The organism is Nocardia sp. NPDC003726 (assembly GCF_053586955.1).
In genome coordinates this window covers 49,883-74,231 of sequence record NZ_JBSFNF010000028.1, presented here as the reverse complement: position 1 = coordinate 74,231, position 24,349 = coordinate 49,883, and the positions used below count along the sequence as shown (strand labels likewise).

Below are 24,349 nucleotides of genomic sequence, written 5' to 3'. Positions count from 1 at the left end.
TTTCCTCACAGATCGGTTGGATGGATTTCACTCGGGAGCCGGGGTCGCGGTCCCCGCTCGACAGCGTGCGGCTGTCCGGCGCCGCCGGGACAACGTCATGCGGGCACTCCCAGGCCGCGGTATCGCAGGCGACGCCGGTGGTAACGGTCGGCCGGATCCATGACCACGAGTGCGCGTAGCGCCCCGCCGACGGCGGCCTCGAGCCGACGGCACAGCGCGGGGCCGTCACCGTCCTCGCCGATGACCTGATCGACGATTCCGTGGCGGCACAGCGAGGCAACGTCCATCCCCTGCTCGCGGGCCAGCTGGGGGGCGTGTTCGACATCGTGGTGGACCACCGCGCTCGCCCCCTCGGGCGGGAGCGGGCCCAGCCAGGCGTGCTGGGTGGCGATGACCCGATCGGCGGGCAACCAGGCCAGGGCCGCGCCGCCCGCGCCCTGCCCGAGCAGCACCGACACGGTCGGGCTGTCGAGCGTGACCAGTTCCGCCAGGCATCGAGCGATCTGACCGGCGATCCCTTCCTGCTCCGCCGCGACGCTCAATTCCGCTCCCGCGGTGTCGATCACGGTGACCAACGGCAGGGCCAGCTCGGCCGCGAGCCGGATCGCCCGGCGCGCCACACGCAGCGCGGCGCCGTTCGGTCCCGGCGCGGCGCCGCCCTGCCGCGCGCGTGTGCCGTGCCCGAGGAACACACAGGGGATGTCGGCGATGCGTGCGACCGCGGCCAGTATCCCCGGGGCGACCTCCCCCTCACCGCTGCCGTTGAGCGATAGGTGGCGGGGCGCGATGGCGGTGAGCACGTCCCACGCCCCGACCCGTCCGGGCCTGCGCGACGCCAGCACCGATTCCCAGGCGTCGGAGGGAAGCCGATACCCGTCGTGCGCGCGCAACTGCGCGCTCGTTGCCTCGCCGAGGGCCCTCCGCCCGGCCGGCTCGAGTATGCCGAGGCATCGGCGCAGCCACGAACCCAGTTCCTCCGGCGGCACGACGGCATCGATGATGCCGTGCCGCAGCAGGTTGCCGGTGGACTGCACACCGTCGGGCATGGGAGAACCGAGGGCCTCGACGACGCGGGGTCCGAGAAACCCGACCAGGGCGTCCGGTTCGGCGGCGGTGATGTGCCCCATCGACGCCCACGAGGCGAACACGCCGCCCGTGGTCGGATGCCGCAGGTACACCAGGTAGGGCAGCCCGGCTCGCTTGTGGTCGGAGACCGCGGCGGCGATCTTGATCATCTGCGCGAACGCCACCGCCCCCTCCTGCATCCGGGTGCCGCCCGAACACGGCAACGCCACCAGCGGCAGGCTTTCGCGCGTCGCGCGTTCGACCGCGGTGAGCAGCCGTTGCGCGGCGGCGACGCCGACCGAACCGCCCAGGAAGCCGAATTCGCCCGCCAGCACGGCGATCCGGCGGCCACCGACGCGTCCTTCCCCGACGACGACCGCTTCGTCGAGTCCGGTGCGTTCACGCGCCGCGGCCAGTTGCCGCGCGTAGGAGGCGTTCGGGTGTACGTCGACGAGCCGGTCGTGCCAGGGCAGGAAGCTGCGTGGATCGAGCGTGTCCGTCAGCAATTGCGCCGCCGACCGTCTCGTCCCTGCTGAACGAGTCATGGATGTTGTTCCTCGCACCGGGTGGGCCGGGTTCGATACGGAGGCCGGACTTCTGCGGATCTCATCGCCCGACGGCGACATCGAGCGCCCTCTCCCCGCCGTCCGGATCGTCGGCACGCCAGGCGACGTGCTGATCCGGCCGTACCAGGACCAGCCGGGCGCCGAGGAGTTCCGACAGGCCCGCCTTCGCGGCGATATCACCGTCGGCCAAGCGCAGCACGGTCAGCGGGACACCCAGCTCGGCGGCCCTTGCCTCGATGCGTCCGACATCGAGGTGCTGCCCGTCGCCCTCGATCGTGACGAGGGTGTACTCCGGGCCGAGCGCGTCGTAGAGCGACCGGCCGTCGTGCAGCCACACGTGCGGAAGCAGCGCGCCGGGACAAGCGGAGGGGTGGTATTCGATCGGATCCTCCACGGGTGGCGTCGACCCGTCCGGCGTGATCACCGGGGAGCCCACGTAGGTGTAGCCCAGTACCAGCCCCAGCGAGTGGAATTCGCTCTTCTTCACCGCGAGCGCCGCCGCGGTGCGGGTGCGCGCCGTGTCGCCCGCCGGCCCGGCCTCATTGATCTCCGTCGCCGAAAAGTGGTGCGCGAGTGCGGTTTCCTGCGAACCGGCATCGGCGATGGTGCGTGCGGCCACCGGACGTCGTTCCGCCTCGTAGCTCGCCAGCAGCGCGGGCCCACCCCACCCGTGCAGGACGGCGGCGATCTTCCACGCGATGTTGACGGCGTCACCGATACAGGTGTTGTAGCCGTGGCCACCCCACGGCGGGTTGAGATGGGCCGCATCGCCGACCAGGAACATTCGGTTCCTGCGATAGCTGTCGGACAGCAATTGCCGCGCCACCCACGGATCGGTGGCGATCACCTCCACCGGATGGGTGTCACCGATCAGGCTGTGCAGCAACGCCTCCGGGTCCACCGAGTCCACTCGCACGTCGATCCCCTGCACGATGGCCCACCAGGTGTCGCCCTGGTCGAGCCGCCCGACGATGCCCGCCGCGCCGGGCGCCATCACCCAGTAGTGAATGGCGTTGTCGAATCGGACGCGTTCGGCCAGACCGGGGGCGCGGAACAGGATGCTGAGATTCGGCCGCTCACCCGAGGTGCCTTGAAATCGCGCGCCGATGCTTTCCCGGACGATGCTGCCCCCGCCGTCACAGCCGAGCAGGTATTCGGCCTCGATCGAGCGGGGCGACGCGGTGTCGTCCTCGATGCGCGCTCGGACATTGCCGTTCGGGAGTTCGGTGACCTCGGTGACGCGGCCGCCCAGACACAGCTCGATGTACTCGTTGCCTTCCACAGCCTCGCGCAGGACGAGTTCCACCACCGGTTGCGGCGCTTGCTGACCGCGTTCGGGAGCCAGCTCCGGTTCGGCGACATCGAGCTGGAAGCCGTTTTCGAACCGGGTGATCTCGTATCCGAGCAAGGTGGAGCAGAACACGATGTCCTGTGCCCACTCGACCGGAAGCGGTGCGGCCGCGCGGACCGCGTCCGCGAGTCCCCATCGCCGCAGATGCGTCATCGTCCTGGCGTTGGTCGTCTTCGCGCGCGGGCGGCGGGTATCGATCTCCACCCGCGGTTCCACCACGACGCTGCGAACGCGGTGCTGAGCCAGTTCCAACGCGGCGGCCAGCCCGGACGGTCCCCCGCCGACGATCAGGACGGGCACCACGCCGGGTGGCGAGGCGATGTCGCTCATGCGCCCTTCCTCCCGCTCGCCGCGACGATCGGCACCGGGCCCCGCTCGGTTCCGCGACAGCCGACGATCTTCATCCGGTCACCTTTCCTTTCAGTGTGTCGCCGGCACAGAAGCGGCGTCGTAGTCCATGGCGGTGGCCGCGCGCGGTCGCCGCGGGAGCGCGGCCATCAGCAGCCCACCGGCGAGCGCAGGCACGGCGAACGCCATCGAACTGACGGCGACCGCGGCTGCGCCGGCCACGAAGGCGGCGCCGTAGGTGGGGCCTGCGATCGCGCCCACGCGCCCGATGCCGAGCGCCCAGCCGAGCCCGGTCGCCCGCAGCGAGGGCGGATAGAAGCTCGCGATGTGATCGTTGAGCATGTTCTGGGTGCCGAGGCCACCGAAGCCTGCGACCGCGACCAGCAGCATCAGGGCGAGTTTCGGCGGGTGGGTGCCCAGCAGCGCCAGCGCCACGGCAGCCATGGTGAAACCGGTGAGCACCAGGGGTTTGGGGCCGAACCGCTCGGCCAGCGCCGCGGCCAGCAGCGTCCCGATGATAGCGCCCGCGCTGTAGACGAGCAGGAAGGTGACCGACGACCCGATCGGGTAACCGGCTTTGCGCATGATCTGCGGCAGCCAGGTGGTGACCCCGAACATCGTCAGCATGCTGCACGTCGCGACGAACCAGATACCGGCCGTCGCCCGCGCCATGCCACCGTCGAACAGTCGCGCTGCGGGGGAATTCGCCAGTCCGCCAGGACGTTTGGTTTCCGCGCCGCGTTCCGGAGACGCGAAGGCATGCGACTCGGGAAGCAGGAAATAGGCGACCGGCAGCAAGGTGACCAGCGGGAGCGCGCCGAGGGCGTACACCGGCCGGAAACCGGCGTCTTCGAGCAGCGCCAGCGCCGCCGTGGAAGCCAGCACGCCACCGAACGCGGGTCCGGTGAGCACCATGCCGAGCACGCGGGAGCGATAGCGCGGCGCGGCGAATTCGGCGGCCATCGCGATCGCGGTGGGCATCAGACCGCCGATACCGAGACCCGCGACCAATCGGGTCGCGGCGAACACCAGGAACGACGGGGCCAGCGCCGTGACCAGAGTCGCCGTGGCGAACAGGGCCAAGCAGGCCAGAAACAAGCGACGACGGCCGAGGATGTCGGTGAGGGTCCCCGCGGTGAGAGATCCGAGGAGAACTCCGATCAGGGCCACACTGCCGACGAATCCCGCGGCGCCCGCGGTGACCTGCCATGGGTCGTGCCCGATCAGGACGGGCAAGGTCGCGCCGTAGACGAACAGGTCGTATCCGTCGCTGAGGAGGGCGGCCCAACACAGGATCGGGACGAGTATTCTGCCCCGGTCGACGCTGGCCGAGGTGGTGGAGAAGTTCATGCGAGCCCCTGAGAAGGAGTGTCAGAAAACACCATAATGGTTATAACCATTTGGGTGGTTGTGATGGTAGCCACAGGCCATGGGCCGCTGTCAATACCTGGGCCGTAATCGATGCGCAGGCGGAGCTTCCGGTCCGCTCAGCGGAAAATCAATGCTGCGCGTGCGCTACGGCGGCCGCGCGGGCACGGGCCGGGTCGCCCGATTCGATCGCGCGGATCAGCTCCTCGTGGACGGCGATCCGCTGGGCGAAGTACTCGGCATTGTCGGCTTCCCGAGATCGGCTCGCGCGCGTGGCGTGATGCTCGATGTACTCCTCCAGCCCGAGGTAGGTAGCGCGCAGCACCTGGTTCGGGACGATCGCCACGATCCGCCGGTGCAAATTCCACACGCCCCGGATGAACCCTTCCGGATCCCCCGCCGCATCGCGCGCCACGGCCAGCAGGCGACCGAGCTCGGCGAGGTCCGCGCTGGTGCGGTGGCGCGCCGCCAACTCCGCGACCAGCGGCTCGAGTTCCTCGCGCACCGCGATCGCATCCGCCACCCCGGCAGGATCGTCGTCCACGGTCAGCAGGGTCCGGCCGAGCCGGACGATCGAAGACGGCTCGGCGACGAACAAGCCGCCGCCCGGCCCGGGCCGGACGGTGATGACCCCACGGTCCTGCAACAGCCGAACCGCTTCGATGACCGTCCCCCGTGCCAGCCCCGACTCCTGCTGCAGTTGCTGCCGAGTGCCCAGCTTGTCGCCCGGCTTCAACTCCCCTGCCGCGATGCGGTTCTGAATGAACGACACCAAGGACTCGGCCCGCGTGGGTGCGCCCTGGATCGTCACCGCGTCAGTCTAAAGGGGGATCCGAAAGGTGGCGATACCATCGCTCGTTCGGGACGCCCGAACGATCCTTCGGAAGTTCCCGCTGGTCTGCGGCCCGAGCCGTTCCGATACTGAGCGAATGCCGACCGACCCCGCACGCACCCTGGTCTTCGCCACCCGGCCGGAGGGCCCGCTCCTGCTCGACCTCTACCGGCCGCGGCACGGCGCTTCCCGGCTCCCGCACCCGGTGGTGGTGTGGGTGCACGGAGGCGGCTGGTTCACCGGAGACCGGACGTTGCTGCCGGACCCGCGGCCGTTGCTGCGACGCGGGATCGCGGTCGCGTCCATCGAATACCGGCTCAGCGGCACCGCGCTGTTCCCTGCGCAGTTGCACGACGTCCGGGACGCGATCCGGTTCCTGCGCACCGGCGCCGCCGACCTGTCTGTCGACCCACGCCGCATCGGCGTGTGGGGCGCGTCGGCCGGCGGGCATCTCGCCGTGCTGGCCGGACTGACCGGCGGCATCGACGCTCTGCCGGGAGAGGAGAACACGGGCGACAGCTCCGTACTCGCGGTGGCCGACGCCTACGGACCGGCCACCCTGGTCCCCGGCGTGGTCCCGGACGGCGCGCAATGGTCCGATCGGTGGCCGCCGGAGTGGCGTCTGATCGGCGGCGACCCCGCGGATCTCCCGGACCGGGCGCGGGCCGCAAGCCCGCTGTCGGTGCTGTCCGACCTGCCCGCGGGCGCCGCACTGCCGACGTTCCAGATCGCGCACGGCACAGCGGACCGGCTCGTCCCCGACGAGCACAGCCGCAGGTTGCACGCGGCGCTCGGCGCCCGCTCGCAGTTGTACCTCGTCGACGGGTATCGGCACGGTTTCCTCAACCCACCGGACCGGCCCGACGTCCCGGCCGGCATGGACGACGGCCGCCTGGCCCGCGAGCGGACCGCGGCCGCCGCCCACCTCACCGGCGGCACCACGCAGACCACCACCTTCGGCTTGGACACCATCGCCGACTTCTTCGCCGTGACCCTGACAGGAGAACCCGCATGACGACCGCCGACCTGGACCACATCCACCGGTTGCCGCTCGCCGACACCCTCCCCGGCGAGCCCGTTCCGTACTACCTCGCCAGTGCAGAGGGCCTGCGCTTCGAGGCGTACGGGCAGTTGTGGACGGTGCTGGCGCGCTCATCCGACAGCGGAGGACTCTTCGACGCAGCGACCATCTGCGGGCCACGCGGCGCGTCGGCGCCGTTTCACGTGCTCACCGAGAATCAGCGGACCTATCACGTGACGGCCGGAGCGGTGCGCGTCTGGCTGCCCGGCGAAAGCCGCCTGCTCACCACCGGTGATTCGGTGCACGTCGCACCGGGTGTCGCCTTCGCGTACCGGTTGGAAGCACACCAGTCGAGCATGCTGTTCTGGTCCGCTCCGGGCGGCGCGCTCGACGCGCTTCTGAGGCACCGCCCGGTGACCCGGCACATCTACTCGGCCTCCGCGCTCGGCGCCGACGCCGGAACACCGATCGGCACCGTGGTCGACGGTATCGACCACGCCGAACTCGGCGCGGGCCCGGACGACCGAATCCCCGCCGACCAGCAGAGCTATTTCCTGCGAGCGGCCACCGGCGACCGGCTCGGCTGGCCGGACGCGCTGAACACGGTGACCGCGCGCGGACGCAACACCGGCGGGCGCTACTTGGCCGTCGCCACGACGGGCGGCCGGCAGCCCTACATCCCCCGGCACTTCCACCGGCTGCACACCGAGAACTTCTTCTGCACGGCGGGCCGCGTGTGGATGTGGGTCAACGGCCGGGAGGTGCTGCTCACGCCGGGCGACTACCTGCACGCTCCGGCCGGCACGGTGCACAGCTTCGCGTTCGGCGCGCACAACACCTCGATGCTCGGCATCCTGACCTCCGATGTCTTCGAGCCGTTCTTCGACAGGACCGGTGAACCCACCGAGGACCACGTCTACACCGAGGGCCTCATCGATCCTTCCGTGCTGGCGGGGAAACTGCAGGCGGTCGCGGACGAACTCGATCTCGTCCTGGTCGGCCCACCGCCGAAGCGCACCCTCGCCCCGAGCTTGTGAGCCGAAGCCGCGGCGATCCGGCGCCACAGTAGACTGGCCCGAGCATGAGTATCACGGTGCCCCAGGCCAGGAGCTTTCTGGCGGTCGCGGAGGATCTGAACTACACCCGGGCCGCGCGCCGTCTGCATATGAGCCCCTCGTCGCTGAGCGAGCAGATCACCACGATCGAGCGGCGGCTGGGGCGTCGGCTGTTCCGCCGCACCTCCCGGCATGTCGAACTCACCGAATCTGGCGCCGCGCTGCGGCCGCTGGCCACACGCCTGGTCGAGGCCGCGGATGAGCTGGAGCACTGGGCCACCACGGGGCCGACGACGATCCGGCTCGGATGTCCGGTGTCCAGCCCGCGGTTCCGCGCCCTGCTCGCCATGCTGACAACGACCATGCCGGAAGTCGAGTGGCGAGTGCGCCGACTGCCGTTCGCCCAGGCGTATTCCGCCCTCATCGGCGCGACGGTCGATTGCGTCTTCGTCGCCGAGACAGCCGCGCCGCCCGCCTCGGTGCAGGCGATCGCGCTGTGGCGCGAAGACGCGATCGTCGTGCTGCCCGACGATCACCGGCTGGCCTCGCGCGAACTGCTGCATGTCGACGACCTGCTCGGCGAGACGTTCGTGACCACCGAGGATCCCGCCACGTCCGAGCGCTGGCTGGCCGGGATCAGCCCGGGCGGCGCCCCACCGAAGACACTTCCGGCCGCATCGACACTCGACGAAGCTCTCGATCTGTGCGGCGCGGGCATGGGCATCAACATCGCCGGTTCGTTCGCACCGGACACCTACGCCCGCAAAGGTATTCGCTTCATCCCGCTCGAGGGGGTGCCGCCACGCACCACGTATCTGTGCTTACGGCGCGAAGCCCACAGCCCGGGGCTCCAGGGTCTGATCCGTACGGCGACCGAGGCCCGTTCCCTGATGCCCGACCGGTCCTGACGCACGCCCGGCTCGACGCGAGGACCTCCTCGCCGGACCCGCGCACGACTTCGCCATAGCGGTCGCCGCGCCGCGTGCGGCGGCCGCGCCCCGCGCAGGAGCGGGACCTTGGTCCCTCGCCCCTGGCTACCGGTTGCTCTACTGCCGCCTCGGTAAGGAGATAGACACTCGTCCAGGTACGCCGCGACGACCTCGGCTCGCCCGACGACGGCCCCTGCACGCGAACCGGAGGAGCACCCCATGTCCACCTCGAGCAAGGCTCCGATCCTGGCGGGCGTCGACGGCTCCGGCGTCGCGCTCGCCGCCGTGCGCTGGGCCGCCGTCGACGCCGCCCACCGCGGCGCGCCGCTGCACTTGGTCTATCTGACCGGCGGCCTCGGCGACTGCGGTTCCGGCGTCGAGCGCATCCCATCGGCCCCCGGCAGGCATCGGTGGGGCGGCCCGGAGCTGCTGGAGATCGCGTACGCCTCGGCCGTCGCCGAATCCGCGCGGATCAACCGGATCGAAGTGACCGTCGAACTGACCAACGCTGCCCCCGTTCCCGTTCTGCGCCGCCGATCCGAGCACGCGCGGCTGCTCGTCGTCGGCTCCCAAGAACTCGGCGCGTTCAGCCGCGCGATGCGGGGCTCGCTGAGCACCGCGCTGGCTCGGCAGGCGGGATGCCCCGTCGCCGTCGTTCCCAACGACGCCGAGAACGGTGACGGGCCTGTCGTCGTCGGCGTCGACGCCTCCGCCAGCAGCGCAGCGGCCATCGCGCTGGCTTTCGACGAGGCGGTTCTCCGCGGCGCCGATCTCGTTGTGGTGCATGCCTTATCCGGCCTGCGCGGCAACGGCTCGCCCACCGAATCACGCGAGCAGGGCGAGGAATTGCTCGACCGGAGCCTGACCGGGTACAGCGAGGCGTATCCGGAGGTCACCGTGCGGCGCGTCGTGGTCGAGGACCGCCCCGCCAGGCGACTGCTCGAGATGGGCGAGAAAGCGCGGTCGATCGTAGTGGGCAGCCGCGGGCACGACGAACTCCCGGCGATGCCGCTCGGTTCGGTGAGCCGGGCCGTACTACACGCGGCGCAGGTGCCGGTGATCGTCACCAGGGGCGGCGACCGCTGATCGGATCGTGTCGCGATCGCACACAACCGACCATGCGGCCGCCGCCCGCCGTGGACGTGGCCAGCCCGCCGTCAGCCGCCCAGACGCGCCTGGATGGCCTCGATGACCCGTGGCCGCAACTCCGCGGCACGGATCACCGCGTCGACGGAGCCGACTTCGACGGCACGCTGGATGTTGTGGATGCGGTCGAACTCCGCGGCCACTTCACCGAGCTTCTCCGCGCGCACCGACGACCGCAGTTCGTCCAGTTCCGCGATCAGCGCGGCGCGATCGGTGCCGGACGCGTTGGCCACCCGCGCCTCCAACTCCTGCACCCGCGGATCGGCCGCGGTGCGGGTGGCGACATCACCGGAGAACACCGCCGCCGCGGCGGGCGCACCGCCGAGCACCGACGCGAACGAGCCCTCCAGCGCCAGCACGGTCATGTTCGGGTTCAACGCCTTCGAGAAGACGACGAACGCGCCACCGTGATAGCGAGAGATCACGCAGAACACGATCGGGCCCTCGAAATTCACGATCGCCCGGCCGATCTCGGCGCCGTACTCCAACTGCAGCTTGCGCATCGACTCCGGCGACCCGTCGAAGCCCGACAGGTTCGCCAGCACCACCAGTGGCCGGTTGCCGCTCGCGGCGTTGATCGCCCGTGCGGCCTTCTTCGACGACCGCGGGAACAGCGTGCCCGCGGTGTAGGTGTCCGGGCCGTCGGTGGGCGGAAAACCGTGCCGCGGCACGCCACGCGACTCGATGCCGAGCAAGCACACCGGGATCCCGCCCAGATGCGCGTCCTGCACCACCGCGGTCTCGGCGTCGGCCATTCCCGCCCAGCGCTCCAGCACGGGGTGGTCCTGGTCGGCGACCGCGCGCATCACCGTGCGGATGTCGAAGGGCTTCTTCCGATCCGGATTCGCGGTGGCCGAGAAGATCTCGCCGACGGTGGCGAAGTCGCTGCCGGCCAGGACATGCGGGAAATCGGAGATGTCGCGATCGATGGGATCGCTGGTCCGCGACCGCCGCGGCGCCTGCTCCCCCTGGGCGATGTAGGTGTGGTCGTAGTGCGCCATCAGGATGTCGCGCGCCGCGGCCAGGTTCGGCGCCCAGTACTGCGCCTGCCCGTTCGGACCCATGACCCGGTCGTAACCGCCGATGCCGAAGTTGTCCTCGGCCGACACGCCGCCGGAGAAGTCCAGCGCCTGCTTACCGGTGAGCACCATGGCCGAATCCGGCGTCATCACCAGGATGCCCTTGGTGTGCATGAGCATGGTCGCCTCGGCGTTCCAGTACGGCTGCGCTCCGACATTGATGCCGGCCACCACGATGTTGATCTCGCCGCCCGCCTGGGTGAATTCGACGATCCGCTTGAGCGCGGCCGCCACCCAGTCCATGTTCTCGGTGCCCGATTCCATCGAGATGCGAGCGCCCGCCGACAACGCGTACCACTCCAGCGGCACCTCCAGGCGCTCGGCCAGGTCCAGCGCGGCGATCACCCGCCTGCACTCCGGTTCCGACAGCGCGCCCAAGGATTTCGTCGGGTCGCCGAGCAGCACCACCCGCGTGACGCCCTCCGGGTGTTTCGGCGTGGCCGTGGTGATGACGCCCGCGACGATCGCGGCGGTGTTGCGCCCCTTCGGCCGATCGACCGGAACCAGCGTGTGGTCGGCGTCCAGATCGTATTCGGTGAACTTGCCGAGCAGACCGGTCAATTCGTAGGGGTACACGGCATTGCGGCCCGCGGCGCGCAGCACCTTCTGCCGATACGCGTCGAGCGGTTCGATCGGTTCGTCCGACGGCTCGCCGAAGGTCACCACGGTGCCGCCCGCGGCATCGAAGCTGATCCGGATGGCCACCTTCGCCAACTCGCCGGTGTCCGCGTCGCGTTCCCGCGCGATGAGCACGATCTCCTCGAGTCCCGCGCCCGCGGTCGTCGGCAGCACATGGCCGCCGATGCGCTCGAGCTCGGCGCGGGTGACATCCAGCGGCGGCCACACGTACATCACGATGCGATTGGTGTTGAACCGCTTCGCCGACGGCCGCTGCGCCTGCGCCCGGCGGATGGAGTCAAGGCAGGTGGCGATGGTGCTCTCCGCGGTGGGCAGCGCGAGCAGCCGTCCGTCGTGCTCACGCAGCGCGGTCAGATCCCGCACCTGCGCGAACGCGATGAGCCGGTCGTCGGCCGGATTGTCCTTCGCGACGCACCGGAACAGGTAGACCTCCTCGTCGTCGGAGGACGGCAGGCGCGTGAGGTCGAACTTGCGCAGCCGCTCCATCTGCATCCGCTGCGCGATGTACGGGTGCAGACCGCGGATCAGCCGTTCCTCGGTCGGGCCGGTGGCCGACGGACGGAAGGTGAAGTGGTGGTGCATGACCGCCCCGTTGCTGCCGGCGACCGTCGCGGTGATCCGGTGCACCTGCTTCGGCAGCGGCTGCGCGCTGAGCACCGAGTGCAGCTCCGCGGCCATGGCGTCGAAGTCCGCGGGCTGCTTCTCCCAGCTGAGGTAGATGTCGGCGTCGATCGACACCGCGTCACCGGTCAGTTCGCCGAGCCCGCGCACCGCGGCGCCGAGCGCGTCGAAGCGCACCGCGGCGGACACCAGGCTGCTCCCGTCGCGGTCGGCGATCAGGTAGCGGCAGCCGTCGACGTCGTGGGTGCGGACGCCGGTGAGCCCCTTGTTGCCGTAGTACCGGCGGGTCAGCACCTCCAGCATGGCGGTGTTGTCGTCGCTGCCGCGGACCAGCCGCTGGCCCAGCAGACGCACAAGCGGCTCGGTGCTGCGGACCATCTCGGAGATGCGCTCGGCGCGATCGGGCGCGTCCGGATGGGTGTCCAGATACCGCAGCGACCGGCGGACGTTGGTGTAGACGCGAGCGCGGTTACGCCGCAGCAACGGCTGGCCGTACCAGGCGAACACCAGACCGCGAGCGAGATCGGCGACGACGGGGAAGTGCACCTGGGTCGCGGCCACCAGTCGTTCCAGTGCCAGGCCGACCGGTTCGCGCAAGGCTCGATCCGGCATCGGCTCGCCCAGCCACTCCCGCAGCAGCGCCGTCACGACCGCGACGGTGTCGGTGCGTTGCTGGGCCAGGAAGATCCGGAAGACCGCGGCCTCGAGTTCGGGGGAACGCTCCAAATCGGAAACCCCGTAGTGCCCGAGCGCCCGCGCGAGCTTGAGCTTGAACGACTCCGGCAGTCCGGCCCGTTCGACGTCGAGGCTCTGCAAGTAGGTGTGGAAGTACTCGCGGGCACTGTGGACATGCCCCTGGGCGTCCTCGCCCGAGGGCAAGTTGTGACTCAGCTCGGCCAGGTCGGTGAACACGTCGACGAGCTCGAGTTCCTCCGCCAGCGGCCTGCGATCATCGGCGACGGCGGCACGACGGGCATCGAGGTAATCCGTCAGCACCCGGCGGTCGTCGTGCGGATCGACGTCGAAGCCCAGCAGCAGGCCGCGCAAGTCCTCCGAGCGCCGGGCGATCCGCTCGTGCGGACGAGCCTGGGCATCCCCGGCGGGCAGATCCAGTTCGACCGAACCGACCGCCGCGGCCTCCTCGACCGCGTCGTCGACCAATCGCTCCAGCCGCAGCAGGGGCGCGCCGGTCTCCACCTGGGTGCCGACCGAGACGGCGCATTCCTTCAGTCGGGCCTTGAACGGCGCGCGCAGCACCGTCTCCATCTTCATGCTCTCCAGCACCAGCACCGGCGCGTTGGCCTCGACCTCGTCGCCGACCTGCAGCGGCGTGGCGACCACCAGCGCGGGGGCGGGTGAGCGGACGACGCCGCCCTCGTCCCGGCTCACCCGGTGGGTGACACCGTCGACGTCCACCACATGGGTCGGTCCGTGCGTGCCCGCGGTGACCCGGAAGGCGGTGCCGTTGACCACGATCTGCCCGGAATGCCGGTCGTAGCGCACGAGGTCGACATCGGCGGTGCGGATGTCGTCGCCCGCCTCGATGCCGATGCGGAACCGATGCGGGCCGGTGCGGGCCACCCGCACGCGATAGCCGACACCCCGCAATTTGAGGTCGAGCGGCCGGCCGGCGTGGTGCTGCACCAAGGGACGTCCGCCCGCGGCGGTGGACAGCAGCCGGTTTCGCTCGGCGCGTTCCTCTTCCTCGTAGGCGTCGATGGCGGCGGCGGCGAGCGCGACGGCGGAGTTGCGATGCGAGACGAGACGGCCCTGCCCGCGCACGCGGTCGATCCAGCCGGTGTCGGCGCTCGCGTCGATCACCTCGGGCTGATCCAGCAGTTCCAGGACGAAACTCTTGTTCGTGGCGCCGCCCTCGATGATCACCCGCGTCTGCGCGACGGCGCGGCGCAACCGGCCCAGCGCCTCGGAGCGGTCGCGACCGTAGGCGATGATCTTGGCAATCATCGAATCGAAATCGGCGGGAATGGTGTCGCCTTCGCTGACGCCGGTGTCCACGCGGACGCCGGGGCCAGCGGGCAGATCGAGGCGGGCGATCCGGCCCGGGGCGGGAGCGAAGTCGCGGTCGGGATCCTCGGCGTTGAGCCGGGCTTCGATGGCGTGCCCGCGCTCGGCGGGCGGCTCGCCAACAAGACGCTCACCGGAGGCCACCGCGAGCTGCGCGCGAACCAGATCGAAACCGGTGGTCAGCTCGGTGATCGGGTGCTCGACCTGCAGACGGGTGTTGACCTCGAGGAAGGCGAACAGCTCGTCACCGGGGTGATAGAGGAATTCCACGGTCGCCGCGCCGCGGTAACCGACCGCCACCGCCAGACGCTCGGCCGAGGCCTTCAGCTCGGTCACCTGCTCCGGACGCAGCACCGGCGACGCCGACTCCTCGATGACCTTCTGGTTGCGCCGCTGCACCGAGCAGTCGCGCACGCCCAGCGCCCAAGCGGTGCCCTGACCATCCGCGATGACCTGCACCTCGACATGGCGAGCGCCAGTGACGAGCCGTTCGAGGAACACCACGCCACTGCCGAACGCGCGGGCGGCCTCCTGCCGGGTGCGTTCGTAGGCGTCGACCAGCTCGGCCTCGTCGTTGACCACGCGGATACCGCGTCCGCCGCCGCCCGCGGTGGCCTTCAGCATGAGCGGATAGCCGATATCGGCGGCCGAGGCCAGCGCGTCGTCGACGGTCTCGACCGGGCCGCGGCTCCACGGCGCGACCGGGACACCGACCTCCTCGGCGATGAGCTTCGCGCCGATCTTGTCGCCGAGCTTGCGCATCGCCTCGGCATCGGGACCGATGAAGGTGACCCCGATCTGGTCGCACAACTCGGCGAACGCCGGGTCCTCCGCGACGAAACCCCACCCGACCCACGCGGCGTCGGCGCGGGTCGTTACCAGCGCGCGTTCGAGCGCCTTGAGATCCAGATACGGTCGCGCGGAGGCGGGCCCCAGGTCGTAGGTGATGTCGGCCTCGCGCACGAACGTCGCGTTGCGATCGACATCGGTGTAGAAAGCGATGGTCTCGATCGAACGTGCCGTTTCCGCGGCCAGGTCTCGGACCGCGTGGATGAGGCGCATGGCGGCCTCTCCCCGGTTCACAATGGCGATGCGGCTGAACACTCGCCGGTTCCTTCCTCTCCGAAGTTTTGGCCCGGTCGACGGGCAAAGGGTGAATACCCTTTCTCGCACAGCCGGTCGGTGCGAAGACACCTGTCCGGCGGTTACTCGGCCGTATCGTCGCGCGGGCCGGGGGCGGACGCGCCGGGTAGCTGGCTGCCGGCTGCGACTGCCGGGGAAGCGTGGAGTGATCCGGCAGCCGTCGGTCGCAGGGATGGCGATACCTGCGACGGCCGCCCCGACGCCGCATGGTAAGCATCGTTCACCACGCGAAGGGTAGAGGCAGGCCGGTGCCGCGTCAATCGTTTCGCCTCGTCCCAGCCCGCGTCGGCGCGTTGCAATATGGAATCAGAAACACGAATTACTGGTCGGTTTCGAAACACGTCCATTACCGGAGCGTCGGCGGTGAACCGGACCCGGCGGCCGATGCCTGCTTCGTCGTCGGGACGAAGTCGGTCTGCCGACGAGCGTCGACGACGCCGTCCCGCACCACGCCGTAACAGTCGGCGTCCAGCCATCGCGACCACGCCACAGCGGCATCGAAACCATGCCGCCCGAGCTTGCCGTCGAATACCGTCAAATACGCAGTGTGGCGGCGAGATTCGCCGCATCGCGAACCTTGCCGTGGAGAACCGTGCGCAATCCTCCGGTGAATCGCACATCCCGGTCGCCGGTCATGATCGCCAGAACGTCATCGGCGCCTTCCGGCCTGACATGATCACCCGTCGAGATTCGCGCCACCAGCGACTCCCACTCTCCCGCGTTGCTCAGTTCGAGGTAGGCCTGTTCTTCGATGACGAAACCCGTTATGTAGGAACGCAAGACGAGCACGATCTCCCCGACGCCGAACTGCGGCAGAAGCACACCGCGCAACAGCGCCATCAGCGTGCTGGAAACTCTGATGGTCTCCGGCGAAGGCGAGTACGAGCCCGCGACGACGCGTCCCCCTTCACGGAAACGCAGCATCGCCGCACGAATACGCTGACAACAGATCATCGTCTGCGCGACATCGGGATTGCCGACGTCGAGGTCCGAGAGGTCCACGGCCCGGAAAACGGTGTCGGCCATCGCACGCTGGAGGTCCTTCCGGTCCCGTACGTGCTTGTACAACGCGCCAGGGGTCACCTCGGCCGCCGCCGCCAGTCGCCGCATCGTGAGGGCGTCCAAGCCGTGCTCGGAAACGTAATCGTGAGCGATGTCGGCCAGCCGCTCCCGCGTCAATCCCCGCTTGGTCATCGAAGTCGCGCAGCTCCCCCGCCGCAAGCGCACCGCATCGCGCGGCCGGCATTTCGCCTCACCTCATCGGCGCATCTTTGCCACCGAATCACCTGAACCGGGAAGCTTTCCCGGCCTCCACAACACGGGGCGAGAGCACGCACCGCCGGGTGATCAATGTTCACTTTTGCGAGGCTAAGGCAACCCGACAACTGCCGTCAACCACGCGATCAGTGGCACAGTCGCGGACATCGTTAAATGCGCATATCGAAGTATGAACATGCATTGCCTCCTCGCCGGTCGAGCATCCCCGCCGTGGACGCGGTCCCGGTACGGACCAGCCCGACCACTGGTCACCGCGCAGAACACGGTCCCGTTCACGGTGTGGGTCGCGGCGCGGCATCTCGACGACTACCCGGCCGCGATCACCGCCTGCATCGCCGCGGACGGAGATATCGACACCACCAGCGCCGTCGTCGGAGGAATCATCGCCGCCTACACCGGCACCAGCCCGCACGCGGGAGTGCCGCAAACGTGGCTCACCGCGCGAGAACCGCTGCCCGCCTGGCTCGACACGGCCCGCCGACCACGACGGCGCACGAAATTCGGTTCCGGGCGCGTTCGGCGATGGTTGTCCGGCGCTACGTGAGAACAACCACCTGACGACGGACGCACGCCCCACGAACCGGCCCACTCCCCCACCGACGAGGAACGTGCTTCCGGCTCTGTGCCGGTTTGCCGTGGTCCAGGTGCGCGTGCGCGGGGTGGCTCCCACATAGCCGGCCGACATTTGTCGCCGGTGTACCCGTCGCGGCCGCCGAACCGGAAGCTGCCGGAGACTCGCCCTCCGCCCGTGCTCGACTCCGCGACAGGCCTGGAAAGGTACGGACGGACACAGTCGAGCGCACCCGCGCTGGCCGGGCGTCACGATCCTCGTTTTAATCTGGAGATCGACGCGGCTCCTACCGCCGCGTCCCGGCCGGAGGACGCATCATGCGGGACGTGCTCACGGATCTGATGGCGATCTGGAACACCGGGGGCACGGCGGGGCTCGCGACGGTAGTGCGGACCTTCCATTCGGCGCCTCGACCGCCGGGCGCGGCCATGGTCGTCGCCCCGGACGGGACGGTCGGCGGCGGGATCTCCGGCGGCTGCGTCGAAAGCGCGGTATACGAGCTCGCCACTCAGGTCATGCGGACCGGTCGTCCGGCAGTACAGCGGTACGGGTTCTCGGACGACGACGCCTTTGCCGTCGGCCTCACCTGCGGCGGCATCATCGACATCTTCGTCGAAGCGATCTCCCGGGCCACGTTTCCGGAACTCGGCGCGGTCGCCGCCGACATCGCCTGCCACCGGCCGGTCGCCGTCGCGACCGTCATCGAGCATCCGGACCGCGCTCGGATAGGACGCAGGCTGCTGCTGCGGCAAAGCGGTGCGCACGGCACGCTCGGGTCGGCGCGCACCGACGACGCGGTGACCGACGATGCGGCCGGGCTGCTCGCGGCCGGCCGCAGCGAGGTGCTGTCCTATGGTCCCGATGGACAGCGCCGAGGCGAGGGTATGGCGGTTTTCGTCGCCGCTCATGCCCCCCGGCCGCGGATGCTGGTGTTCGGGGCCATCGATTTCGCCGCCGCCGTAGCGCGGCAGGGATCGTTCCTCGGGTACCGGGTCACGGTGTGCGACGCACGGCCGATCTTCGCGACCTCGGCGCGGTTCCCCACCGCCGACGAGGTCGTCGTCGACTGGCCGCACCGCTACCTCGCCGCGCAGATCGCGCAGGGCGCGGTCGATGCGCGGACCGCAGTCTGCGTGCTGACCCACGATCCCAAGTTCGACGTTCCGCTGCTCGAGGTGGCTCTGCGCGCGCCGCGGATCGGCTATGTCGGCGCCATGGGATCGCGGCGCACGCACGACCAGCGGATGACCCGGCTGCGGCAAGCCGGCCTCACCGACGCGCAACTCGACCGGCTCGCCAGCCCGATCGGCTTGGATCTGGGCGGTCGGACGCCGGAAGAGACGGCGGTGTCCATCGCGGCCGAGATCATCGCGCGACGGTGGGGCGGGGACGGTCGTCCACTGACCCGAACCGCCGGACCGGTGCACCACACGGCGCCGGCAGCGGATCAACCGGCTTCTTCCATGACGCCGCCGCGCCCCCCTGGCGTCTAGTCCGGCTGCCGGAGACCGAAAGCGCGTCACGAGATCCATTCCGACGCACACCGATACGCGCCACCGCGGCAGAAACAATCGAATTCGATCATGAAATGCGATCCGGGGTGAAGATCAAATTGTGTTACCTCGACACAATATCTCGTTAGCCAATTATTAACGGTGATAATTCACACAAGAAGAGAAGTGGATTAGTGGATTTCTTTTTCTTAACGTTGCTGAGGTGCGTCGTGATGGCGCCGTTATCCAACTGTGAAAGGAAGCTCCGTACATGATCTCGCGCATGACCCTCGCCGCCGCCTGCACCGTCTCCGCCGCCGCCCTGCTGCTCGGCCCCGCCGCGGTGGCCTCCGCCGCCACCGGCTCCGCCGCCACCGGCTCCGCCGGCCTGGCCTCGGGTTCGGCCGACGGCGGCTCGTCCACGGGTTCGGCCGGCTCGTCCTCCGGCTCGGCCATGCTCGACTCCGGCAGCTCGGCCCTCGACGGCGGCACCTCCGCCATCGTGAACGTCATCGATGCGATCACCGGCATCAGGGACCTGAGCCAGCCCAAGCCCGCCGCCTGATCCTCACCAGGGCGGTCACCGCGTCGCCGGTGTCCCCCCGAGGCGGAACTTCTTTTGCGCCGCTGACGCTCCACGGCAGCGTGCGCGCACCATTGCAGTGAATTTGCCAGAATCTATCCGTTCATTCGCCGCGCCGAAGTAGCCGCGGCGAATGAGCACAATCAGAACGCGTAGCGCACCTTCAGCCAGGGCGCCCGCAGGGCGATGAGGTCGGTCAAGGTTTCGACCCCGCCCGCTTTGACGTCGTTGCGGTAGCGCACATTCCACATGCCCGACTGGGAGCGCTTGGCCTGCTGGATCGGCGGCCGCCACAGCAGGTCCTCGGCCTTCGGGTGCCAGCCGAGGTTGAGTTCGTGCAATTGCTCGTTGTGGGTGAGCATGATGATCTCCGCCGCGGCCTGGGCCTTGAAGGCCGAGCCCGTACCGTCCGACAACTGCTCCAGCAGCTGCGCCCAGTCCTCCTCCCAGCCTGGGCGCACGACGACGGGGGAAAAGTTCACATGCACCTCGTAGCCCGCTGCAACGAAATCGTCGATCGCGGCGATGCGCTGGCGGATCGGCGTGGTACGCAGGTCCAGCAGCTGGGAGTCCGCCTCGGGCATGAGCGAGAACCGGATCCGGGTCCGCCCGCGCGGGTCGAGGTCCAGCAGGTCGCGGTTGACGTACTTGGTGGCGAAGGATGCCTTCGCGGTGGGCCACGCGCTGAACGCGGTGATCAGGTCGGCGACGTTGTCGCTGACCAGTGCGTCGACCGAGCAGTCGCTGTTCTCGCCGAGGTCGTAGACCCACGCGTGCGGGTCGCACTGGTTCGGCGCCTGCTTCGGCCCTTGCCTGCGCACGTGGCGTCCGAGATAGCCGATGATCTTGTCGATGTTGGTGAACACCGTGATCGGGTTGGCGTAGCCCTTGCGGCGGGGAACGTAGCAGTAGGCGCACGCCATCGCGCAGCCGTTGGACGTCGAGGGCGCGATCCAGTCGGCCGATCGACCGTTCGGACGGGCCGTCAGCGACTTCTTGACCCCGAGCACCAAGTCCTCGGTCTTGACCCGGATCCAGCGGTCGACGTTGCCCGCGTTGCCGTGCAGCTGGTCGATCTTCCAGTGGGAGGCGACGGTGATGATCTCGGCGTCGGGAAAACGCGCGCGCACCTGCTGCCCGCGCGGGCTCGCCAGCGCGTCCGGCTCGGCCCACAGGCGACGGACGTCCAGCAGACGCGGGCCGGAAGCCGGCCGGAAGGGGTCCGGAACTGCGGTGGATCGACTCATAGCCCCTGCCTACTCCTCCGCACCGACATTTCGGTGGGCGTGAGCGACCAGGTGTGTGCAGCGCCACGGCAATGCATCATGGCGCGCCCCGAGCGGCCCGCCGACCGACCCCGGCGTCGCCCACGAGTTGTTCGGCATCTCCGCCGACCGTCTCTTCTGACACGATCGCCCCGGCGGGCAGACGGACCGCCGCACCGAGGTCGGGCCGGCGCCGGCCTGGTCAGCTGGGAACACAGGTGGCGCCGGCCCGGCAAATACCCCGGGGCGACCCGACTAGGGCTTGGTGGGGTCGAGAGCGTCTTTCACCTTGCCGACCAGTCCGGCCTCGGTACCCAACGCCGCCGAACGCGGCTTGCCCTGCGAGCCGTCGTAGGTGGCGTACAACTGCGGGTCCGGCGGCGGTGCCGACGCCTTGTCACCCAGCGGTTTCGGGTCGGCGAGGAAACCGTTCTGGTGCACGCCGTCCGGAGCGACACCGGTCGCCCACCGGCCCGCGCCGGCATCGGGTCCGTCGGACAGATGCCACAGGCTCGTCGCATGCTCGGAGTGCTCCTCGTCGAACAACGCGTTCGGCGTGACGGTGCCTTCCAGTCCGTCCTCCTTCAGCTGCTCGATCGCGGCAAGCCAGAGGTTCTGGTGGTAGGTGTCCCTGGCGAGGTTGAACTTCAGCATGTCCTTGACCCCTGGGTCGTCGGTCATGTTGTACAGGCGCGCGGTTTGGATGCGACCCTGCGCTTCGGCGGCCACATTGGCGCGGAAGTCGGCCAAGAGGTTGCCGCTGGCCACGATGTACCTGCCGTTCCACGGCACCCCGTTGCTGTCAGACAGCGACGCCCCGCCGCCGGAGACGATCGCCTGCTGCGGATCCATCCCGCCCAGCACCGCCGCCACCACCGGATCAGCCGCCGCTTCCTGGGTGGCGCGCGTCGCGGGCGCTCCTTCCAGCAGCCGCGCGATCATCGTCGCGATCATCTCGACGTGGCCGATCTCCTCGGTCGCCACATCCATGATCATGTCCTTGTACTTGCCGGGCATCCGGCAATTCCACCCTTGGAACAGGTACTGCATGGTGACGGTCATCTCCCCGAACGCGCCACCGATCAGCTCCTGCAGCTTGCGCGCGTACACCGGATCGGGCTTCTCGGGCTTCACATCGAACTGCAAGTAATCGGTATGACGAAACATGCACTCTCCTCCGACGAACGGAACAACGTCCCCTCCCCGTCGCCGGGTACCGCCGCCCGCCCGGCGCAAACCGAGAAGAAACCACGAATTGATCGGATTTACTTGTGTCACAACTTATTTCGCGCACGACTACAGAACCCCTTGCCCGAAAGCGATTTACGGACGAGTGCAACGCACGGCCGGTCGCGTCCCGTCCGGCCCGGCGCGATGCGCGGATCGTGGGGCTCCCGCATCGGCGGGTTCCTTCCGCACCCGTGTTACCCCACTGCCCCGGCGTGAACCTCTCAGCATCGATGGTTCAAAGGCAATGGCGGGGCCGGATGCGACCCACGCCGTGTTCCCGCGCGACCGCGACGAAGTCAGGCGCTGCGGGGCAACGTCCGAGCCGCCGGGTCGAGGATCAGGCCCGCCTCCCAAGCACGGTCGATGACCTGCGCGATATCGATACGCCGCACCTGACTGATCTCGCGGCTCGACAGCAGCTCCCCGACATAAGCGACGACATGATCGACGACCATCGAGCGCACATCGGCGAGCCGGTCGAGCAGCCGAGCCGGCCTGTCGACCGGACGAACCTTGATGTCCACGTGCTCCTGACGAACTTCTTCGGTACGCACGAACACCGCGCACGGATCCTCCAGCACCAGCCCGACCCGCAAGCGCACCCGCCCCGTGGCGACGAACCGTCCGACGACCCCGGCGATATCCACCCGCAACCGAAGCCTGATCGGCAACTCCAGCGCAACGTCCCATTCCTCCCCGTCACAGGCTGCGGCCCGCACCTTTCCGGGCCAACCGGTGGCGGTGACGGAGGCCAATCCCCCAGGACCGGCCTGCACCGGCCCCACCTCGATACGGTCACCGACGATGTCCGCGATCACCTCCGCGATGCGCTCGGGCCGAGCGGCCGATCGCAACACCTCCCGCGCGAAACGCGCATTCGCCGAGTCCTTCGCGGACCATTCCCGGCCGTCGCGGCCATCGACTTTCAGCATCAGCCACCTCCGTTCACCACCCGGCGAATACCCCGCGATCGGAAACAATCACCTGGGCCGCGCCGGCTTCCCGCCGCGGACCGCCGATCGCTCAGCGGCGGCTGAGGAGGTTGTGCTTACGCACCTCGGGCAGGGACAGCGTCTTGTAACCGACCTCCTCGAACAGCACCGTGAGGCGATCTGCTTCGGTGGACATCACGATCCCCTCGCCCCAAGCGCGGTGCCGGACCGAACTGTCCACCGGGAACTCGTCGCCACCGGGGACGCGCTCGGCGGCCGTTCCGGCATCGCAGGTGTCGCAGTTGGCGCACGGGTCGAGAAGTTGCTCACCGAAGTAGCCGAGCAAATGTTGCCGCCTACAGCCGGTGGTCTCGGCGTAGCCACGCATCATGTCGATGCGCGAAGCGGTCAGTTCTTCGTAGGCCTGTGCGGCCTCGGCTGCCTGTTCCACCGCGCGCTCGGGTGCGCGTCCTCGATCGGCTCGGATCAGACCTTTCGCGGTGGTCGTGATCGCACCGACCTGTTCGAGCAGGTTGATCGCCCGCGTGCGGCGAGCGGGGGCGGCGTCGACTTCGAGCTCGGACGGCCGCACCGGATCGTCGCGCCGATACAGGGCACGGGCGACTTCGGCGATGGTGTCCGCGGGGACCCTGCTCGAGGTGAGGAATCTCTGGAGGCTAAGGTCCTCGGGGCGGTAGCACAGGATGATCTCGGCGCACTCGCCGTCACGTCCGGCTCGGCCGATCTGCTGGTAGTAGGAATCCAGCGAATCCGGCGCAGACGCGTGGACGACGAAGCGGACATCGGGCTTGTCGATGCCCATGCCGAAGGCCGAGGTGGCCACCACCACGTCGATATCCCCGGCGAGGAAGTTCTGGTGCACCTCGTCGCGGAGGGTGGCCTTCATCCCCGCGTGATAGGCCGCTACCCGGATGCCCGACTCCGCCGATTCCCGCGCGTAGAACTCGCTGTCCTTGCGGCTGGCCACGTAGACGAGTCCGTTCCCGGTCGCCGGGTCGGCGGCCAGCGTCCGGATGCGAGCGATGACGGCGCCGCGCTTGTCGGCGTCGCTGGTGAATCGCTCGACAGCCAGGTGCAGGTTCGGTCGATCGAAACTGGCGACGACTTCACCGTGGTCGCGCATGCCGAGCCGCGTCACGATATCGCGCCGGACCGGTGGTGCGGCGGTCGCCGTCAAGGCGACCACCCTGGGACGCCGGAGCCGCTCGACCACCGGAGCCAGGCGCAGATAGTCCGGCCGGAAGTCGTGCCCCCATCCCGAAACGCAATGCGCCTCGTCCACCACGAACAGCGAAACCCGAAGGGCCGCCAGCTCATCGACCAGATCGTCGTTGGCCAGTTGTTCCGGCGAGAGGAAGATGTACTCGGCGTCACCGCGGCGTAGTGCGTCCCAGGCCGCCCGGCGCTCGCTTTTGCGCTGGGTGGAGTTCAACGCCACGGCGTCCGGGGCACGGCTGCCCTCGATGCCATCGATCTGATCGTTCTGCAACGCGATGAGCGGAGAGACCACCACGGTCGGACCGTCGAGCAGCAAGGCGGGCACCTGATAGATCGCGGACTTGCCCGCACCGGTCGGCAGCACCACGAGCACGTCCTTGCCTGCCATCACCTGCTCCATGGCACGCAGTTGCTCGTCGTGCAGGTGCGCCAAACCGAACTTCTCGGCGGCGGCGTCCCGCAGGCGGCTTTCGTAATCGGACGAGCTCGTCATCGGGCTGGCATACCACCATCGGTCCGGCGGAAACGCCGGTCGGCTCTCGGCGAACGTCGCGGCGCCGTGGCATCGCA

18 protein-coding genes are annotated in these 24,349 nt (G+C 69.3%); 7 read left to right on the top strand and 11 right to left on the bottom strand.

Features of this window, described 5'->3' with window-relative positions:
- Positions 1-95: 95 nt before the first annotated feature.
- The 4 genes from ACWDMM_RS28590 to ACWDMM_RS28575 form a co-directional block, all read right to left on the bottom strand.
- On the bottom strand, positions 96-1,610 hold the full coding sequence (locus ACWDMM_RS28590) for a carboxyl transferase domain-containing protein (protein ID WP_449940393.1): 1,515 nt from the start codon (positions 1,608-1,610) through the stop codon (positions 96-98).
- Positions 1,611-1,671: 61 nt separating this feature from the next.
- Positions 1,672-3,312, bottom strand: coding sequence for an FAD-dependent monooxygenase (locus tag ACWDMM_RS28585; protein ID WP_195083287.1), 1,641 nt, complete (start codon positions 3,310-3,312; stop codon positions 1,672-1,674).
- A 90-nt stretch (positions 3,313-3,402) separates the two neighbouring features.
- Complete coding sequence (locus ACWDMM_RS28580) at positions 3,403-4,680, bottom strand: MFS transporter (RefSeq protein WP_195083288.1); 1,278 nt, start codon at positions 4,678-4,680, stop codon at positions 3,403-3,405.
- 148 nt (positions 4,681-4,828) lie between these two features.
- On the bottom strand, positions 4,829-5,509 hold the full coding sequence (locus ACWDMM_RS28575) for a FadR/GntR family transcriptional regulator (protein WP_195083289.1): 681 nt from the start codon (positions 5,507-5,509) through the stop codon (positions 4,829-4,831).
- A 118-nt stretch (positions 5,510-5,627) separates the two neighbouring features.
- Here ACWDMM_RS28575 and ACWDMM_RS28570 point away from each other — a divergent pair, with 118 nt between their 5' ends.
- The 4 genes from ACWDMM_RS28570 (at position 5,628) to ACWDMM_RS28555 (ending at position 9,621) form a co-directional block, all read left to right on the top strand.
- On the top strand, positions 5,628-6,545 hold the full coding sequence (locus ACWDMM_RS28570; RefSeq protein ID WP_195083290.1) for an alpha/beta hydrolase fold domain-containing protein: 918 nt from the start codon (positions 5,628-5,630) through the stop codon (positions 6,543-6,545).
- On the top strand, positions 6,542-7,588 hold the full coding sequence (locus ACWDMM_RS28565) for a quercetin 2,3-dioxygenase (RefSeq protein WP_195083291.1): 1,047 nt from the start codon (positions 6,542-6,544) through the stop codon (positions 7,586-7,588). The genes ACWDMM_RS28570 and ACWDMM_RS28565 overlap by 4 nt, the downstream gene beginning before the upstream one ends.
- A gap of 44 nt (positions 7,589-7,632) precedes the next feature.
- On the top strand, positions 7,633-8,514 hold the full coding sequence (locus tag ACWDMM_RS28560; protein ID WP_195083292.1) for a LysR substrate-binding domain-containing protein: 882 nt from the start codon (positions 7,633-7,635) through the stop codon (positions 8,512-8,514).
- Positions 8,515-8,754: 240 nt separating this feature from the next.
- Positions 8,755-9,621 carry a universal stress protein gene (locus ACWDMM_RS28555; RefSeq protein ID WP_195083293.1) on the top strand — a complete coding sequence of 289 codons (867 nt, stop codon included), beginning with the start codon at positions 8,755-8,757 and terminating at the stop codon, positions 9,619-9,621.
- Between the two features lie 71 nt (positions 9,622-9,692).
- Here ACWDMM_RS28555 and ACWDMM_RS28550 read toward each other — a convergent pair whose 3' ends face one another.
- The 3 genes from ACWDMM_RS28550 to ACWDMM_RS28540 all read right to left on the bottom strand — a co-directional run bounded on the left by ACWDMM_RS28550 (position 9,693) and on the right by ACWDMM_RS28540 (position 16,382).
- Positions 9,693-15,149, bottom strand: coding sequence for an ATP-binding protein (locus ACWDMM_RS28550; RefSeq protein WP_449940386.1), 5,457 nt, complete (start codon positions 15,147-15,149; stop codon positions 9,693-9,695).
- Positions 15,150-15,534: 385 nt separating this feature from the next.
- Entirely contained in the window at positions 15,535-15,726 is a 192-nt protein-coding gene (locus tag ACWDMM_RS28545) for a hypothetical protein (RefSeq protein ID WP_357110955.1), read from the bottom strand.
- Positions 15,723-16,382, bottom strand: coding sequence for a TetR/AcrR family transcriptional regulator (locus tag ACWDMM_RS28540; protein WP_357209040.1), 660 nt, complete (start codon positions 16,380-16,382; stop codon positions 15,723-15,725). The genes ACWDMM_RS28545 and ACWDMM_RS28540 overlap by 4 nt, the downstream gene beginning before the upstream one ends.
- Positions 16,383-16,635: 253 nt before the next feature.
- Between ACWDMM_RS28540 and ACWDMM_RS28535 the strand changes: the two genes are divergently transcribed.
- The 3 genes from ACWDMM_RS28535 (at position 16,636) to ACWDMM_RS28525 (ending at position 19,095) form a co-directional block, all read left to right on the top strand.
- On the top strand, positions 16,636-17,010 hold the full coding sequence (locus tag ACWDMM_RS28535; protein WP_449940382.1) for an ADP-ribosylglycohydrolase family protein: 375 nt from the start codon (positions 16,636-16,638) through the stop codon (positions 17,008-17,010).
- 344 nt (positions 17,011-17,354) lie between these two features.
- Positions 17,355-18,530, top strand: coding sequence for an XdhC/CoxI family protein (locus tag ACWDMM_RS28530; protein ID WP_357209044.1), 1,176 nt, complete (start codon positions 17,355-17,357; stop codon positions 18,528-18,530).
- A gap of 271 nt (positions 18,531-18,801) precedes the next feature.
- Complete coding sequence (locus ACWDMM_RS28525) at positions 18,802-19,095, top strand: hypothetical protein (protein ID WP_195083298.1); 294 nt, start codon at positions 18,802-18,804, stop codon at positions 19,093-19,095.
- A gap of 161 nt (positions 19,096-19,256) precedes the next feature.
- Here ACWDMM_RS28525 and ACWDMM_RS28520 read toward each other — a convergent pair whose 3' ends face one another.
- The 4 genes from ACWDMM_RS28520 to ACWDMM_RS28505 form a co-directional block, all read right to left on the bottom strand.
- The gene (locus ACWDMM_RS28520) at positions 19,257-20,360 is read right to left on the bottom strand and encodes a spore photoproduct lyase family protein (RefSeq protein ID WP_195083299.1); all 1,104 of its coding nucleotides are present in this window, start codon (positions 20,358-20,360) and stop codon (positions 19,257-19,259) included.
- Between the two features lie 273 nt (positions 20,361-20,633).
- Positions 20,634-21,545 carry a manganese catalase family protein gene (locus ACWDMM_RS28515; protein ID WP_195083300.1) on the bottom strand — a complete coding sequence of 304 codons (912 nt, stop codon included), beginning with the start codon at positions 21,543-21,545 and terminating at the stop codon, positions 20,634-20,636.
- Positions 21,546-21,904: 359 nt separating this feature from the next.
- Positions 21,905-22,540 (bottom strand): hypothetical protein, encoded by a 636-nt coding sequence (locus tag ACWDMM_RS28510; RefSeq protein WP_357209046.1) that lies wholly within the window; start codon positions 22,538-22,540, stop codon positions 21,905-21,907.
- Positions 22,541-22,631: 91 nt separating this feature from the next.
- Positions 22,632-24,272: a RecQ family ATP-dependent DNA helicase gene (locus ACWDMM_RS28505; RefSeq protein ID WP_195083302.1), complete on the bottom strand. Its 1,641-nt coding sequence runs from the start codon at positions 24,270-24,272 to the stop codon at positions 22,632-22,634.
- Between the last annotated feature and the right edge of the window lie 77 nt (positions 24,273-24,349).